This is a genomic window from Nocardia sp. NBC_00416, assembly GCF_036032445.1.
Classification (GTDB): Bacteria; Actinomycetota; Actinomycetes; order Mycobacteriales; family Mycobacteriaceae; genus Nocardia.
In genome coordinates, this window is record NZ_CP107932.1 from 4,478,942 (window position 1) to 4,496,022 (window position 17,081).

Here is a 17,081-nt window from a genome sequence, read left to right on the forward strand (position 1 = left end):
GGTTAACGAGGGCCCCGACCCGCCGCGCCGGAGGCGGGGCAAACAAACACAGTCGGGGCCCGCCCCGGTTCTGGAGCGACAGAGCGAAGGAGCGCAGCGACTGAGCGCCGGAGTGAAGAACCGGGGTTGACAAGGGCCCCGACCCCGCGCCGCCGAAGGCGGCGCCATAAACACAGAGGCCGCCCGCTCTACGCGGACGGCCTCCGGACTACCAGCGGATCCACCGAATCAGGCGGTGACAGCAGCCTTTTCCAGAATCTCGCGAGCCAGCGCGGCGGTCTCCGACGGCGTCTTGCCGACCTTCACGCCCGCGGCTTCCAGCGCGTCCTTCTTCGCCTGGGCGGTACCCGACGAACCGGACACGATCGCGCCCGCGTGACCCATGGTTTTGCCCTCGGGGGCGGTGAACCCGGCGACGTAGCCGACGACCGGTTTGGTGACGTTGGCCTGGATGTAGGCCGCGGCCCGCTCCTCGGCGTCGCCGCCGATCTCGCCGATCATGACGATCAGCTTGGTCTCCGGGTCCTTCTCGAACGCTTCGATGGCATCGATATGGGTGGTGCCGATGACGGGGTCACCGCCGATACCGATGGAGGTGGAGAAGCCGAAGTCGCGGAGCTCGTACATCATCTGGTAGGTCAGGGTGCCGGACTTGGAGACCAGTCCGATCGGGCCCTTGCCGGAGATGTTGGCCGGGGTGATGCCGACCAGCGATTCGCCGGGGGTGATGATGCCGGGGCAGTTGGGGCCGATGATCCGGGTCTTGGCGCCCTTCTCCACGTTGTAGGCCCACGCGTAGGCGGTGTCCTGCACCGGGATGCCTTCGGTGATGACCACGAGCAGCGGGATCTCCGCGTCGATGGCCTCGATGATGGCGTCTTTGGAGAACTTCGGCGGGACGAACGCGATGGAGACGTCGGCGCCGGTCTTCTCGATGGCTTCGGCCACGGAGGCGAATACGGGCAGTTCGACCGCGTTGCCGTCTTTGTCGGTGTGCGAGACGGTGGTGCCCGCCTTACGCGCGTTCACACCGCCGACGACCTGGGTGCCCGCCTTGAGCATCAGGGCGGTGTGCTTGGTGCCCTCGCCGCCGGTGATGCCCTGGACGATGACCTTCGAGTCCTTGTTGAGGAAGATTGACATAGTTCTGTTTGTCCTTTACTGGGCGTGCCCTAGTAGGTCGACTCAGCGGGCCGCGAGTTCGGCGGCCTTGTCGGCGCCTTCGTCCATGGTCTGCGCCAGCGTCACCAGGGGGTGCGCGGCCTCGGCGAGGATCTTGCGACCCTCCTCCACCCGGTTTCCGTCCAGGCGGACCACGAGCGGCTTGTTCGCTTCGTCGCCCAGGATCTCGAGGGCCTTGACAATGCCGTTGGCGACCGCGTCGCAGGCGGTGATACCGCCGAACACGTTCACGAAAACGCTTTTGACCTGGGCGTCGTTCAGGATCACGTCGAGACCGTTGGCCATGACCTCCGCGGAGGCGCCGCCACCGATATCGAGGAAGTTGGCCGGCTTCACGCCGTTGTGGTTCTCGCCGGCGTAGGCGACGACGTCCAGGGTCGACATGACCAGACCGGCACCGTTGCCGATGATCCCGACCTGACCGTCGAGCTTGACGTAGTTGAGGTCGTTCTCCTTGGCCTTGAGCTCCAGCGGATCGGTCGCGTCCTTGTCGGCGAACTCCGCGTGGTCGGGGTGCCGGAACTCGGCGTTCTCGTCCAGGGTGACCTTGCCGTCGAGCGCGAGGATCTCGTTGTCCGGGGTGCGGACCAGCGGGTTGACCTCGACCAGGGTGGCGTCCTCGTTGACGAAGACCTCCCACAGCTTCTGGATGGTCACCGCGGCGGCGTCCAGCACATCCGCGGGCAGGTGGCCCTGCTCGGCGATGGAACGGGCGAATGCCAGATCGACACCCTTGACAGCGTCGACGGCAACCTTCGCGAGGCGCTCGGGCTTGGTCTCGGCGACCTCTTCGATCTCCATACCGCCCTCGACCGAGCACATGGCCAGGTAGGTGCGGTTGGTGCGATCGAGCAGGAAGGAGATGTAGTACTCCTCGGCGATATCTTTCGCCTCGGCGACCAGGATCTTCTTGGTGATGTGGCCCTTGATGTCCAGGCCGAGGATGTTCTGCCCGTGGGTGAACGCGTCATCAGGGGTGGCCGCGTACTTCACGCCACCGGCCTTGCCGCGGCCGCCGACCTTCACCTGGGATTTGATCATCACCGGCTTGCCGATTTCCGCGGCGATGGCGCGGGCGTCCTCGGCAGTGTCGGTTACGCGGCCTTCCGACGAAGGCACCCCGTGCTTTACGAAGAGCTCCTTCGCCTGATATTCGAAGAGATCCATGTACTCACCGTCTCGTCTGCGTTGCTATGACAACGTCTTTGTTGGCGGCCCGACGTCGGTAGCGGGTCGTTCGGACTCTAACCACTCGAGGGGACGGCCGATCGGGCACGTTCATCCTAAGTGGCACAGGTCACGGGCCCGGAAGCGGGGATACCAAACACGCAGGCCATGGCTACCGGCGAGTAGCTTTTCGGGTGATCCGCAGGCGATGCGCCGACACGGTCGGCAGCCGGACCGGATCCCGGCAGGAAGATCACCGCACCGCCCGCCCGGCAGTGAGCCCACCCGGCGTTTCAGATGTGATCAATGTCACAGTAACGTTTGAAAATGGCCTACCGCTTGCCGCTTCGCAATCGTTTCGTTACCGTCGAACCGATCGATGTCACAGCCCGATCACAAACGTTGCACAGGCGTGGACGCTTGCGCAGCTGGTTATCACGCGAGTACAGATCTCCGTGATATTGCTCCCGTGAGCAGGTTAGAGAGGACGGCAGCTTGACGCAGCACCCCGCTCCGCAGTCGCAGAGCCGTTCGGCAGCAGCCTTCCCGGCGCCGCATCCCGCCACCGCAGACCAGGTCTCCGGTGCCGGAAGTCGGATGCGAACCGGCCGATGAACCATCGCGGCACCCTCGACACCCAATTCGACAATCGCCCCGATCGGCGCCGTCGCGACGGCACACAGCCGACCGAAGGCGCGCAACCGTTCAACGCGTTCGGCGCCGCCGGCGACAGCCGGGCCCGCCGGCGGCCGCTCAATACCGCCGCCGCGTCGGCCGCAGCCGATGCCCATCGCACCGCAGCCGACGACTTCTGGTCGACCAACCAGTCCTGGGCCGATTCCCAGGACGGCACCACCGGCCAGAACTGGTCCGACCCCCAGGACGGTGGCTGGTCCGGCGGCGACCCGGCAGCGCAGAACAACTGGCAGCAGAACGGGTGGCAGCAGAACGAGAAGCCCGCCTGGCACAGTGATCCGAACTGGAACACCCACCAGAGCTGGACCGAAGCCCAATCCTGGTCCGGCGCCCCCGCACCCCGCGAGCACGGCGGACCGGCGGAGCACGAACCCTACGGCAGACCCGCGACGATCGCCGAGGCGCTGGAGAACGCGCCCGCCGTCGACGACGAACCCGCCGAACCGCGCCGGCAATCCCGTTCCCGGGGCGCCCACCGCGTAACCGCCCCGCCGTCCGCACTCAAGGGCCGGGCAGCGGTCGTCGCCGTCGCGGCCGGCGCGGTCGTCGCGGCCGGGCAGTGCGCCACCGCGGAGCCGGGCGACCAGAAACAGCAGCAGGCCACGGATTACGAGGCCGCCGGGTCGGTGCACGAGATCGCCGCCCAGTCCATGGCCACCGAGAATCCGGCCACGCCCGCGACCAATTCACCTCAGATGCTGAGCGGGGGCGCCCCGCTCGACACCAGCCGTTTCGGGGATATGCTCGCCAACGGCGCCCAGTTCGCCCAGGATCTGGCCCGGGCAGAGGAAGCCAAGTACCGGCCGCTGTTCGCCAGTTTCGCGAACGGCACCTACACCTCCGGATTCGGCGCCCGCTGGGGCGTCCAGCATCTGGGCGTGGACGTGGCCGCACCGATCGGCACCCCGATCTACGCGGTGGCCGACGGTGAGGTCATCGACGCCGGGCCGGCCGCCGGTTTCGGAATGTGGGTCCGCCTTCAGCACGCCGACGGCACCATCACCGTCTACGGGCACGTCGACACCACCACGGTCTCGGTCGGTGAATACGTGCTGGCGGGCGATCAGATCGCCACCGTAGGCAACCGCGGTTTCTCCACCGGGCCGCACTGCCACTTCGAGGTCTGGCTCAACGGCAGCGATAAGGTCGATCCGATTCCCTGGCTGGCCACTCGCGGTATCAGCCTGATCGGGCCCGGCGACTAACCGGACGCCCGCCGACTCGGCACGTCACAGCACCGATTGCGCTCCTCAGGGCGTGGCGGAGATCGCCAACCCGATCAACATGATCACCTTGGCGATCTCCGATCCGATGTACCAGTAGTGCGCCCCGGATCGGGGTAGTTCCTCGCCCGCGAGCACTCGGTCCGACCGGCGCGACAGCGGCGGCCGCACCACCACAGCGCGGAACACCAGCCTGCCGATACCCAGCCCGAGCTCCGTGGCCACCCCGGGTGCGCGGAACTTCAGCGGCGCCTCGAGGAAAGAGATCGCCAGCACCATCCCGAGCCAGAGCATCGGCACGAACCACATCAGATGCTGGGCAACAGACTCCATACCCGGAACCTACCCAGCCCCGGGCAGGCGGACTACAGCTTCGTCAGGGTCTGACTGAACTTCGGGATGAGCCGGATCTTGCCGCTGGTACCGAAATCGATCGTCACACTGGCCATATCGCCGACACCGTCCGCCGCGACCACCCGGCCGAGACCGTATTTGTCGTCGCTGACCCGGTCGCCCACGGCCAGGGACAGCCCGACGTTGTTGCGGGCGACACCGCGCGGAGCGGGCCTGCTCTCACGGATTCCGGGCCGGGCCTCCCGGGATCCCGGCCAGCCGCCGGTCCAGTCCTCACCGGCCGAATCGGCGCCACGGCGCCGACCGTACTGTGTGGGCGCGGACGAGCGCTTGGGTTCGAGCCGCTGCCAGTCGATCAGATGATCCGGAACCTCCTGCAGGAACCTGGACTCCGGATTGAACACCGGCTGTCCCCAGGCCGAACGGACCACCGCGCGCGTGAGATACAGCCGACGCCTGGCCCGGGTGATGCCCACATAGGCCAGCCGGCGTTCCTCGGCCAGCTCGGCCGGATCGCCGAGAGCGCGCAGATGCGGGAACTGCCCGTCCTCCCAGCCGGTCACGAAAACCACCGGGAACTCCAAGCCCTTGGCGGTGTGCAGGGTCATCATCGTGACCATGCCCGAACCCTGCTCGGGTATCTGGTCCGCATCGGCCACCAGCGAGACACGTTCCAGGAACGCGGCCAGCGACCCCGGTTCGGGTTCGCCCTCACCGGTTTCGGGCATAAGGCCCTCGGCCCGGGCCGCTTCCAGGGCATTACGCGCCTCGGAGCTGAATTCCCGGGCCACGCTCACGAGTTCGTTCAGGTTGTCCAGCCGCGCACCGTCCTGCGGGTCGTCGGAGGACTCCAGTTCCGCCCGGTAACCGGTGCGGTCGAGAACCGCCTCGACCACCGCGCCCACATCGGGGAAGTCCAGTTCGTCCATCTGCCCGGCGGCACGGATCTGCTCGAGCAGCGCGACGAACCCGGCGATGGCGTTACGCGCCCGGGTGTTCAGCAACGCGACCTCACCGGCGGCGGCATCGCGCAATGCCTCGGCGAAACCGATACCGCGCTGTTCGGCGTGCACGGCAACACAGGCCTCGGCGCGGTCGCCGATACCGCGGCGCGGGGTGTTGAGGATGCGGCGCAAGCTCACCGCGTCATTCGGATTCTCCAGTACGCGCAGGTAGGCGACGATATCGCGAACCTCTTTGCGCTCGTAGAACCGGACCCCGCCGACCACCTTGTAGGGCAGGCCCATGCGAATGAAGATCTCCTCCAGCGCCCGGGAATTGTTATTGGTGCGGTAGAAGACGGCGATATCGGAGTAGGCGGCCTCGCCCGCGTCCACCAGCCGGTCGATCTCCCGGGCGACGAAGGCCGCCTCGTCGTGCTCGTTGTCGGCGACGTAACCGGTGATGAGTTCGCCCGCACCGGCATCGGTCCACAACCGTTTGTCACGGCGGTTGCTGTTGCGGGAGATCACCGAGTTGGCCGCGTTCAGGATGTTCTGGGTGGAGCGGTAGTTCTGTTCCAGCAGAATCGTCTCGGCATCGGGGAAATCGCGCTCGAATTCCTCGATATTGCGAATGGTGGCGCCCCGGAAGGCGTAGATCGACTGATCCGCGTCGCCGACCACGCACAGTTCGCTGGGCGGCACCCCGTCGACGCCCGCGGAGTCCGGCGACTCGGTGTCGAGGCCGGCCGCGGCGGCGCCGGCCTCGGTGTCCACGGCTTCGGTGGCAGCCTCCGCGCCCGCGGTGGGATGGCCGACCAGCTCCCGTACCAGCACATACTGGGCATGGTTGGTGTCCTGGTATTCGTCGACCAGCACGTGCCGGAAGCGGCGGCGGTAGTACTCGGCGACCTGGGGATGCTTCTGCAACAGCGCGACCGTCTCACCGATGAGGTCGTCGAAGTCCATGGCGTTGGCCGTACGCAGCCGACGCTGGTACTCGGTGTAGACCCGGGCGACGATCCGGGGCAGTTCGACATCCTCGAATCCGGCGTCCGTATTCGCCTGCTCCGGGCCGATGAGTTCGTTCTTCAGATTGGAGATGGCGGTGGCGAGCAGCCGCGGCGAGTACTTCTTGGGATCGAGCTCCAGGTCCCGGCCGATCATGGTGAGCAACCGCCGGGAATCGTCGGCGTCGTAGATGGAGAAGTTCGAGTTCAACCCCGGCAGCAGCGCCGCCTGGGTGCGCAGGATGCGCACACAGCTGGAGTGGAAGGTCGACACCCACATGGACGCGGCACGCGGGCCCACGAGTTCGATGACCCGCTCCCGCATCTCGGCCGCGGCCTTGTTGGTGAAGGTGATGGCGAGGATCTGCCCCGGAGTGGCCCCCCGCGCGGCCAGCAGATAGGCGATCCGGCGGGTCAGCACCGCGGTTTTACCCGAGCCCGCCCCCGCCACGATCAACAGCGGCGACCCGGTGTGCAGAACGGCGGCGCGCTGCTGCGGATTCAGCCCGTCCAGCAGTTCCTCGGCCTCCTCGGCCCGGCGCTGGGCCGCGCTTGCGCGCTGCTGGGTCTGTTCGTTCTGGACCCGGCGCTGCAATGCGGCCAGCCCGCCCGCGGCGGCACCGGACTCACGACCGCCGGGGGCGCCCCGCTCCGCGTCCGGTAGCTCGAGACCGGGCAGGGCCGGAGCCCCCGGCGCCGCGCCGGGCTCCGGGGAGCCGGCGCCAGAGGTGGTGGCACGGGAATTGTGCGAGTCCGAACGAAGTGCTGCCGCGGTGGTGTCCATCGTCTGTTCACGCTACCGCCGCGACCCGACACGATCGAACACTCGGCCGAATTCGGCTTCCCGGATCCGTCCCCCGCGTCCGATATCCCCAGCAGTGAGCGTTTTGCATACCCTGGAGACCATGGCAAACTGGCAATATGGTTTGCCCTTCAGCGAAACATCCGCGCCGGTTGTCTGGGCAGCGGGGTCGCAGACCGGGCACCTGAAGCCCCGAAAGGGGGGCAGATCAGGGGGAACGGCACTACCAGACCCGCCGGGTCTATTTCACGGTGAAGGAGCTCTGGACCGGTAACACGACGCGCCTCGGCGCCGATCCAGGTTCTGACACGAGGAGATGAGAAATGAGCACACCCGCTACGGCGACCGGATCGGGTTCCACCACCGACTCGGAATCGGAGCTCCCTCGGACCGAAGCCGAGATCGAGAAGCTCCGTAAGGAGATCGACCGACTCGATGCGGAAATCCTGACGGCGATCAAGCGCCGGACGGAGATCTCGCGGGTGATCGGACGAACCCGGATGGCCTCCGGAGGCACCCGGCTGGTACACAGCCGGGAGATGAAAGTGCTGGAACGTTTCAGCGAACTGGGCCAGGAAGGCCACACCCTGGCGATGCTGCTGCTGCGACTCGGTCGCGGACGTCTCGGCCGCTAGACCCCATAGAACCGACGCGACGGCCCGCAGACCGCCGCAACCTCACGAACCGCCCCGGGTGACCACGCCCCAGGGCGGTTCGTACTGTCGGTCACGTCATCGCGATGTACTTGGTCGACAGATACTCCTCGATCCCCTCGGTGCCGCCCTCCCGGCCGAAACCGGAGGCCTTGACGCCGCCGAACGGGGCCGCCGGATCAGAGATCACCCCACGATTCACACCCACCATTCCGCTCTCCAATCCCTCGGCGACCCGCAACGCCCGATCCAGATCTCGGGTGTAGACATAGCTCACCAGCCCGAATTCGGTATCGTTCGCGGCCGCCAGCCCCTCGTCCTCGGTATCGAAGGCGACGATCGGCGCCACCGGCCCGAAAACCTCCTCACGCAGAATGCGTGCCTTCGCGGGAATATCGGCGAGCACGGTCGCCGGATAGAACCACCCCGGACCACCGGGAGCCTTACCGCCGACGCGGACCGAAGCACCGGCCGCGACCGCGTCCTCGACCAGCTCGGACACAGTGTTCAACTGCTCCGCACTGACCAGCGGACCGAGAGTGGTCGCCGACTCGGTACCCGGGCCCATCCGCACCTGCGCGTTGATCGCCGCGACGAACTTGTCGGTGAACTCCTCGACCACCGCCCGCTGCACATGGAAGCGATTGGCGGCCGTGCACGCCTCCCCGCCGTTGCGCAACTTCGCCAGCATGGCGCCCTCGACCGCCGCGTCGATATCGGCGTCGTCGAACACCACGAACGGAGCGTTCCCGCCGAGTTCCATCGAGGTGCGCAGCAGACCGGTGGCGGACTTCTCGACCAGGGTGCGCCCCACCTCGGTGGACCCGGTGAAGGTGAGCTTGCGCAACCGGGGATCGTCGAGCAGCGGCTGGGTCACCGCGCCGGAACGGCGGGAGGTGATCACCGAGAGCACGCCCTCGGGCAGCCCGGCCTCGGCACACAATTTCGCCAGCAGCAGCATGGTGAGCGGGGTCGCCGAAGCCGGTTTGACGATCATGGTGCAGCCGGCGGCGAGCGCGGGACCGATCTTGCGGGTGCCCATCGCCAGCGGGAAATTCCACGGCGTGATCGCCAGACACGGCCCGACCGGCTGTTTGTGCACCAAGATCCGGCCGGTACCCGACGGCGCGTGCAGATAGCGGCCGTGGATCCGGGCCGCCTCCTCACTGAACCAGCGGAAGAACTCCGCGCCGTAGCGCACCTCGTTACGGCTCTCCGGCAGCGCCTTACCCATTTCCAACGTCATCAGCAGCGCGAAGTCCTCGGCGCGCGCGGTAATACCCTCGAAAACCGCCCGCAGGATCTCCCCGCGCTCCCGAGCCGGAGTGGCGGCCCAGCCCGCCTGAGCCGCCGCCGCAGCGTCCAACGCCCGCACCGCGTCCTCCGGGGAACCGTCCGCGACCTCGGCGAGAACCTCGCCGTTCGCCGGGTTGTGCACGGCGAAGGTGCCGCCGCCGGTGGCGTCGACCGGGCCACCGATCCACAGCTGCTTCGGTACGGACTCGAGTACTTCGGTTTCTGAGGGCATACGGTCAGCCTAAGCCGGGTCGAGGCCGATTTCGCTGGCTCACGCGGACAGTGTCTATTGCCCCGCCTTCGGCGGGGCGGGGCTGTGTTTATTTGCCCCGCCTTCGGCGGGGCGGGGTCGGGGCCCTCGTTAACCCCGGTTCTTCACTCCTACGCTCAGTCGCTGCGCTCCTTCGCTTCGTCGCTCCAGAACCGGGGCGGGCCCCGACCTCGGAATGGGACAGTTCGGAGTGGTGGTCGTGGGTCGACTTTTCTGGCGGTCGGTCGCTGCGCTCCTTCGCTCTGTCGCTCCAGAACCGGGGCGGGCCCCGACCACCGAAAGGCGACAATCAGGGCCGCGGAATCGTCGTTCACATCGGCCACCCATCACGCCCCCTCGCTTGTTCACTCCAGAACCGGGGCAGACCCGACCACCGAATGGTGACCGTCCGGAGAAGGCGTGAGGGGCGGAGATCGCAGATCTTGGCCACCGGTGGGGGATCGGGCCGTACGGGCTGGATGCTTCGCTTCTCCGGGGGGCCGTGTGCGCGGTCGGTCGCTGCGCTCTTTCGCTCTGTCACCGCAGAACCGGGAGGCGGGCCGGACCCGCGCTCGCACAGCCCCGAATGCCTGCGGCCGTTCTGGCCACGGGTGTTCGATCGGCCGCGAGCAGACGGCGGGCAACCGCGGTCGTGTTCCTTGCGGACACGGGGCGGGACCCGGCCGCGACAGCGTCGGCCGCCTGCGGAATGTACGCTCGGCCAGTGTGAGCGTCGACATAACCGCATCGGCGGCATGGCAGAAATTGCGCGATCATCATGATGCGATCGCGGCCCTACAACTGAGGGACCTGTTCGCCGAAGACCCGCCGCGCGGCCGCGATCTGATGCTGACCGCGGGCGAATTGCGGATCGACTACAGCAAGCATCGCCTCACCCGGGAAACCCTGCAATTGCTGGTGGAACTGGCTCGTGCAGCCGGTGTCGAGACCCAGCGCGACCGGATGCTGCGGGGCGAGCACATCAACACCTCCGAAGACCGGGCCGTGGGGCATACCGCATTACGGCTGCCGAAGGGCAGTTCGCTGACCATCGACGGCGACGATGTCGTCGCCGCGGTCCACGACGTGCTCGACCGGATGAGCTCCTTCGCCGACGCGGTGCGCTCGGGTGCTTGGCGTGGGGCGACCGGGGCGCGCATCCGCACCGTGGTGAACATCGGCATCGGCGGATCCGATCTGGGACCGGTGATGGTGTACCAGGCGCTGCGCCACTACGCGGACGCGGGGATCGACGCCCGGTTCGTCTCCAATGTCGACCCCGCCGATCTGGTGGCGACCCTGGCCGACCTGGATCCCGCGACCACGCTGTTCATCGTCGCCTCCAAAACCTTCTCCACCCTCGAAACCCTGACCAACGCGACCGCCGCCCGCCGCTGGCTGGTGGATGCTCTCGGATCGGATGCGGTGGCGAAACATTTCGTGGCCGTATCCACCCACGCCGGGCGGGTGGCCGAGTTCGGTATCGATACCGCCAATATGTTCGGTTTCTGGGATTGGGTCGGTGGCCGGTATTCGGTGGATTCGGCCATCGGGCTGTCGGTGATGGTGACGATCGGCCCCACCCGGTTCGCCGAATTCTTGGCCGGTATGCACGATATGGACAGGCATTTCGCGACCGCTCCCCTGGCGGAGAACGCGCCGGCGGTGCTGGCGCTGATCGGCGTGTGGTACGCGAACTTCTTCGGCGCACAGTCACGGGCGGTGCTGCCGTACTCGAACGATCTCGCCCGGTTCCCGGCCTATCTACAGCAACTGACCATGGAGTCGAACGGGAAATCGGTACGGGCCGACGGCAGTCCGGTCAGCACCTCCACCGGCGAGATCTTCTGGGGCGAACCCGGCACGAACGGCCAGCACGCCTTCTATCAACTGCTGCATCAGGGCACCCGGCTGATCCCCGCCGATTTCATCGGATTCGCCCGCCCCACCGACGATCTGCCCACCCGCGACGGCACCGGCAGTATGCACGACATCCTGATGAGCAACCTCTTCGCGCAGACCAAGGTCCTCGCATTCGGGAAGACCGCCGCGGAGATCGCCGCCGAGGGCACGAGCCCGGACCTGGTACCGCACAAGGTGATGCCCGGCAACCGGCCCAGCACCACGATCCTCGCGCCCCGGCTGACCCCGTCGGTATTGGGTCAACTGATCGCACTCTACGAACACCAGGTCTTCGTGGCGGGCGCGATCTGGGGTATCGACAGTTTCGACCAGTGGGGTGTGGAACTCGGTAAACAACAGGCGCTCGCGCTCGCGCCGTTGCTCACCGATCCGGCGGAACCGGCGGCACAGGACGATTCGTCCACCGACGCCCTGATCCGCTGGTATCGCGCCAACCGCTGACCGGTCACCAGGGTCCGACGGGCAGACCGACCCGCGTCGCGGTCTCGGTGGCAAGCCGATGGAGTTCGGCGGTATCGGGTACCCGCTCGGGGTCGAGAGACGCCAGCGTCAGCAGGTAGTCGTCGCGGAAGCGGCACAGGTAGCCGGAGAGGCGGGTCCGCGGGCGGCGCGCGTATGTGAGTCCGGGATGAACGGCTCGGGTGGCGATACCGACGCATTCGTGCGACCCGAGCGTGTACAGCGCCGGGGGGATCACGCCGATATTCGAACACAGGATGTCGCGTTCGCCCGCTCCCCGGGACAGGAAGTGAGCCACCCTGTCCGGGACCAGGTAGAGGAACTCCTCCGGCACGCCCGCCGGACCGGTCATCCGCCGCTCGTACGCGACCCGGGCCTTCGCGCGGATCTCCGCCGGACCGTCCGACCGGGTCACGGCGATCTCGGTCACGGCGAGGTCGTTGTCGATCCGGGAATCGGATCGGGTGTCCACCGGCAGGCTCGCCGCGATCACGGATCCGGGAAACCCGGCGGCCCACAACATATTCGCCACGAACCAGATGAACAGGCTGTTCGCCGTACCCCCGTATCCGGCCGCGATCCGTTCCCACTCCGCTGCCGGGCATCGGAGGACCATCGCCGGTTCGGGTAGTTCCGAGTCGGGCGCCGGCGGTCCGGACGTGATCTGCACGTCGCGGCGCGACAGCGCGGCCGGAGGTGGGAGCGGAGCGGGCGCGCTGTCGCCGCCTGCCGTCGCCGCGGCCCGGCGCGGTGCGGGTCTACCGCCGCAGCCGGACCTCTCATTCCCCTGATCACGTCCGCGCCACCGGATCCGTTCCACGGCGGCGCGCGCACCGTCGCGCACGACCCCTGTCCAGATCCGCGCGGCGTCGACCCAGTCCGAATCCGGCGTGTTCGCGCCCCCCGGACATGACGAGTCCGCCGCCCCGGGGCCCACCTGCCGCACTGCCAGTTCGGCGGCGATCAGCAGCCCCCGGGCGTCGGCGAGCACATGCGAACAAGTGAGGGCGACAATGGTGCTGCCGTCATCGAGCGGCGCCGCCGACAACCGCCAACCCGGCCCGAGTTCGGGATCCAGTTCCCGCCCGCGCGTATCGGCCCACACCAGTATTTCCGCGGGCGCCAGCGGTGCCGGATCGTAGTCGAGCGGGTGCGCACGATCGCTGCGCTGCCAGCGGGCCCGCGCACCGGGGATCCGGGCGCGGATGACGCGGCGGCCCAGCGGACCGGCCCGCAGGGCTTCGTGCAGCGGTCCGAGTTCCGCCGGCGCCACAACTCCCGTGGCACGCCATAGCCCCTGGAGCGCGATCGGGGTGCCGAGCCCCTGGTGAGTTCGCAGAAAGATCTCGTCGACGACGCTCAATCGGCGCATCCGCACAGGCTAACGGTGTTTGCCTCGCACACAACGGGGAGCCGGGCCCGGCGACACGGTGGGTGCGGGCATCCCGATGTGTCGTGGTCGAGCATGCGGGTCCGCCGGGCTCGGGTCACAGCCGACGGGACGTGCAGCGACGGCCGGGTCCGTGGCGGTCCCGCCGGCGGCGACGCGTTCAAGGGCGTCGACGAACTGATCGGAGGGCCGCGGCGACGGGGTGATCGGTCCGGTGTCCACGGTGATCACCGGCGGGGGCTCCCAGGTCTACACCAACCGGTCCCGATTTTTCGGGCCGCGCAAGTGTGACGTAGGACGCATAATCGATGAATGTCCACGCACGAGGTCTTCAACCAGGTACCGCCGATCACGCCGTTCGAGGTCTCCCGGGACCCGGCGCTGCTGGCCGGGCTGCACCGGGAGGGCGCGGGCTGGGCCGAGGCCGAAGTGCGCGAACTCGGCGCGCTGGCGGGCAGTGAACAGGTCCAGGAGTGGGGACGGCTCGCCAACGAATACCCACCGGTACTGCGGACGCACGATCGCTACGGCAATCGCATCGACGAGGTGGAGTTCCACCCGCACTGGCACGATCTGATGACGGTCGCCGTCGAGCACGGACTGCACGGCACGCCCTGGCGCGAGAACCGGACCGGCGCGCATGTGGCGCGGGCCGCCGGGTTCTACGTCTGGGGCGCGGCCGACGGGGGGCATATGTGCCCCATCTCGATGACCTACGCGGCGATTCCGGCGCTGCGGCACAACCCGGAACTGGCCGCGGAGTACGAACCGCTGCTCACCGCGCGCACCTACGATTTCGGGCTGCGCGAACCGACCACCAAGGCGGGGCTGATCGCGGGCATGTCGATGACCGAGAAACAGGGCGGCTCGGATGTGCGGGCCAACACCACCACCGCCGTCGCGCAGCCCGACGGCTCGTATCGGATCGTCGGACACAAATGGTTCACCTCGGCGCCGATGTCGGATATGTTCCTGACCCTGGCGCAGGCGCCGGAAGGGCTGTCGTGTTTCCTGCTGCCCCGGGTACTGCCCGACGGTTCCCGCAATCCGATCCGGATCCAGCGGCTCAAAGACAAACTGGGCAACAAATCCAACGCGTCGGCCGAGATCGAATACGAGAACGCCGTCGGCCGGCTGGTCGGCGCCGAGGGCGCCGGAGTGAAGACCATCATCGAGATGGTCAATATGACCCGCCTCGACTGCGTGATCGGCTCGTCGGTCGGTATGCGCGCGGCCGCCGTGCGCGCCGTCCATCACGCCCGGCACCGGCGGGCGTTCGGCGCGGCGCTGGTCGAGCAGCCCGCGATGCGCAATGTACTGGCCGATCTGGTGATCGAATCCGAGGCCGCCACCACGGTCATGCTGCGTCTGGCCGGAGCCACCGACCGCGCCGCGGGTGATCCGGCCGAGGCCGCACTGCGCCGGATCGCGCTCGCGGTGACCAAGTACTGGGTGTGCAAGCGCGCAGCGGTGCACGCGGCGGAGGCACTCGAATGCCTGGGCGGAAACGGTTACGTCGAGGAATCCGGGATGCCGCGGCTCTACCGGGAGGCGCCGCTCATGTCGATCTGGGAAGGGTCGGGCAATGTGGCGGCGCTCGACGCCCTGCGCGCGATGGGCACTCAGCCGGAAACGGTGGAGGCGTACTTCGCCGAGGTCGCGCAGGCACGCGGCGCGAACCCGCATCTGGATCACGCGATCGACCGGGTGGGCAAGGAACTGGCCGATCGCAGCGATATCGAGTATCGGGCACGGCGGATCGTCGAGCTGATGGCGCTCGTCCTACAGGGTGCGCAGCTGGTCCGGCACGGTCATCGCGCGGTCGCGGACGCCTTCTGCGCCTCCCGGCTGGGCGAGGATTGGGGCGCCGCGTTCGGCACCCTGCCGACGGGAGTGGACACGGCGGCGATCATCGAGCGGGCGTTCGTCTGATCCCGGGTCAGCGGGCCGGGAGCACCTGCCCGAGGAAAACGAGGGCGCGGTCCAGGCCGCCCCGATCTCGCAGGTCTTCGTGCCCGGCGTCGAGCAGCTGGACCTCGTGCCGGGTGCCGTGCAGGGCGAACTGACCCAGCAGCGCGAGGGTCAGCGGTAGCGGGACGACGGTGTCGTAGTTGCCGTGCACGACGAGAATCGGATCCCGGTAGCCGCTGACCGGCACTCCCATGTACTCCCGCAGCGTCGGCGCGAACTCCGGATCGTCGAGCGGACGCGACACCAGATCACCGATCTGCGCGCTGGCCAGCATCGCCCCGGCCTGGGAACTGCACCCGGTCCCGAGCCCTTCGATGAACTGCCGCCCCGCCGAGGTCAAGTAGTCGCGCACATCGATATCGAGCCGGGCGCCCGCCATACCGGCGAGCACCATGGCGACGGCCCGGCCGGCGTATCCGGGCACCTCGGGCTGGTCCGGCCGCGAACGCAGGAAGACGTTCTCCAGGTTGCTGGCCGGGGCCAGCGCGGCGGTGCCGCGGAAATCGAGTTCGGGTGCGTACTCCGGGGCGAGCCGGCCGGTGCCGAGCGCGGCATGACCGCCTTGGGACGCTCCAGCCACCGCCCAGCTCGTGGACAGTCCGGTGAACGCGGCCCGGGCGGCGCGCACCGCGTCGATGGTGGCGGTGGCCTCGGTGCCGGTCTGCAAGTAGGGGTGCGGACCCGGCGAGCCGGGGCTCAGGCCGATGTAGTCGGGGGCGACCACCGCGTATCCGGCGTCGTTGAGCCGCGCCACGGTCGGGCCGGTGCCCTGTTCCAGCTGTTCGGAACCGGTGAGACCGCATTCGTGTCCGAGGCCGGAGGTGCCGTGGTCCCAGGCGACCACCCGGCGGCCGCCGTCCGGAGCGGGGCCTCCCGGGATACGCACGATGGCCGCGGCCGGGACGAGTTCGCCGCCGGGGCCGGTGGTGACATATTCGATGCGCCGCACATCGTCGAGCCCGGCCCACTCGCGATCGAGGGGTTCGGCCGACAGCAGCCGTCCCGGATACCAGGGCGTCTCGGCCCGCGCGACCACCGGCAGGCCCGCGCACAGCGTCGCCACCAGCGTCAATATCCCCGCGATTGCCCGGACGTTGCGAACCATTGCTCTCCTCTACCGTGCGGCGGTCGAATCGTCCATGGTGGCAGCGGGCCGGGATCCCGGCCGCCGGGTGGCGCAGACACGCCCCGGCCCGGTTCAGCGAGTAGGCGGAGCGATCTGCCAGTACTGCTCGAGCGCGCCCGCGATATCCGGCAGGACGGTGATGGGGATCCGCTTGCGCCGCAACATGGTGCGGATCTCGGTGATCTGTTCGCGTTTGCGCAGATCGTAGGCGCCCGAGACGGGGCCGCGGACCGGCGGAATCGACAGCAGAACCAGCTCTGCGTGCACTTCGCCGCCGGCCAGGTCCAGCGCGAGCGACCAGCGCGCGTTCTCGTCGAGACCGAAGCGCCCGGCCACCACCCGCTCCCAGTCGATACTGGTCACCGACCACGGTGTGCGTTGCTGGATCGCCTGGTCGGTGAGGACGACAGTGTCCCGGGTGAACAGCGCGAACAACGCGGCGACGGCGAGCATCGCGCCGAACACGATCCCGGTGACGATCCGCGCCGGCCCGAACAGCAGGACCGTCGGGACCGTCACCACGACGACCACCGCGACTCCGGCGAGGCTGTAGGCCAGCGCCCGCCCGGTGGGCACGACACCCGCGTGCACCCTTTGCATACCGACTCCGTTCACCCCGCGAACTGGTGCTGTGCGCC

12 protein-coding genes are annotated in these 17,081 nt (G+C 68.3%); 4 read left to right on the plus strand and 8 right to left on the minus strand.

All coding sequences use genetic code 11. The features are described from left to right. Positions 1 to 228: 228 nt before the first annotated feature. Positions 229 to 1,143, minus strand: coding sequence for a succinate--CoA ligase subunit alpha (sucD, locus tag OG804_RS19245; protein ID WP_328388419.1), 915 nt, complete (start codon positions 1,141 to 1,143; stop codon positions 229 to 231). A 42-nt stretch (positions 1,144 to 1,185) separates the two neighbouring features. Then, on the minus strand, positions 1,186 to 2,349 hold the full coding sequence (gene sucC, locus OG804_RS19250; RefSeq protein ID WP_328388421.1) for an ADP-forming succinate--CoA ligase subunit beta: 1,164 nt from the start codon (positions 2,347 to 2,349) through the stop codon (positions 1,186 to 1,188). 611 nt (positions 2,350 to 2,960) lie between these two features. Here sucC and OG804_RS19255 point away from each other — a divergent pair. Continuing rightward, positions 2,961 to 4,250 (plus strand): M23 family metallopeptidase, encoded by a 1,290-nt coding sequence (locus OG804_RS19255; RefSeq protein ID WP_328388423.1) that lies wholly within the window; start codon positions 2,961 to 2,963, stop codon positions 4,248 to 4,250. A gap of 45 nt (positions 4,251 to 4,295) precedes the next feature. Here OG804_RS19255 and OG804_RS19260 read toward each other — a convergent pair whose 3' ends face one another. Together OG804_RS19260 and pcrA are read right to left on the minus strand one after the other, a co-directional pair. After that, entirely contained in the window at positions 4,296 to 4,601 is a 306-nt protein-coding gene (locus OG804_RS19260) for a hypothetical protein (protein ID WP_328388425.1), read from the minus strand. A 32-nt stretch (positions 4,602 to 4,633) separates the two neighbouring features. Next, positions 4,634 to 7,357, minus strand: a complete 2,724-nt coding sequence (gene pcrA, locus OG804_RS19265) for a DNA helicase PcrA (RefSeq protein ID WP_328388427.1) — start codon at positions 7,355 to 7,357, stop codon at positions 4,634 to 4,636. A 341-nt stretch (positions 7,358 to 7,698) separates the two neighbouring features. Between pcrA and OG804_RS19270 the strand changes: the two genes are divergently transcribed. Further along, entirely contained in the window at positions 7,699 to 8,010 is a 312-nt protein-coding gene (locus OG804_RS19270; protein WP_328388429.1) for a chorismate mutase, read from the plus strand. 91 nt (positions 8,011 to 8,101) lie between these two features. Here the strand turns inward: OG804_RS19270 and OG804_RS19275 are convergent, their stop codons facing one another. Next, entirely contained in the window at positions 8,102 to 9,556 is a 1,455-nt protein-coding gene (locus tag OG804_RS19275) for an NAD-dependent succinate-semialdehyde dehydrogenase (RefSeq protein ID WP_328388431.1), read from the minus strand. Between the two features lie 744 nt (positions 9,557 to 10,300). Between OG804_RS19275 and pgi the strand changes: the two genes are divergently transcribed. Continuing rightward, a complete protein-coding gene (gene pgi / locus OG804_RS19280) occupies positions 10,301 to 11,938 on the plus strand; it encodes a glucose-6-phosphate isomerase (protein ID WP_328388433.1) in 1,638 nt (545 codons plus the stop codon). Between the two features lie 4 nt (positions 11,939 to 11,942). Here the strand turns inward: pgi and OG804_RS19285 are convergent, their stop codons facing one another. Then, positions 11,943 to 13,328 carry a hypothetical protein gene (locus OG804_RS19285; RefSeq protein ID WP_328388435.1) on the minus strand — a complete coding sequence of 462 codons (1,386 nt, stop codon included), beginning with the start codon at positions 13,326 to 13,328 and terminating at the stop codon, positions 11,943 to 11,945. A gap of 330 nt (positions 13,329 to 13,658) precedes the next feature. Between OG804_RS19285 and OG804_RS19290 the strand changes: the two genes are divergently transcribed. Continuing rightward, the gene (locus OG804_RS19290) at positions 13,659 to 15,278 is read left to right on the plus strand and encodes an acyl-CoA dehydrogenase family protein (protein ID WP_328388437.1); all 1,620 of its coding nucleotides are present in this window, start codon (positions 13,659 to 13,661) and stop codon (positions 15,276 to 15,278) included. Between the two features lie 7 nt (positions 15,279 to 15,285). On the opposite strand, the gene OG804_RS19295 is transcribed toward OG804_RS19290, so the two are convergent. Together OG804_RS19295 and OG804_RS19300 are read right to left on the minus strand one after the other, a co-directional pair. Next, positions 15,286 to 16,422, minus strand: a complete 1,137-nt coding sequence (locus OG804_RS19295; RefSeq protein ID WP_328388439.1) for a lipase family protein — start codon at positions 16,420 to 16,422, stop codon at positions 15,286 to 15,288. 93 nt (positions 16,423 to 16,515) lie between these two features. Beyond that, positions 16,516 to 17,043, minus strand: a complete 528-nt coding sequence (locus OG804_RS19300; protein ID WP_328388441.1) for a hypothetical protein — start codon at positions 17,041 to 17,043, stop codon at positions 16,516 to 16,518. Positions 17,044 to 17,081 lie beyond the last annotated feature (38 nt).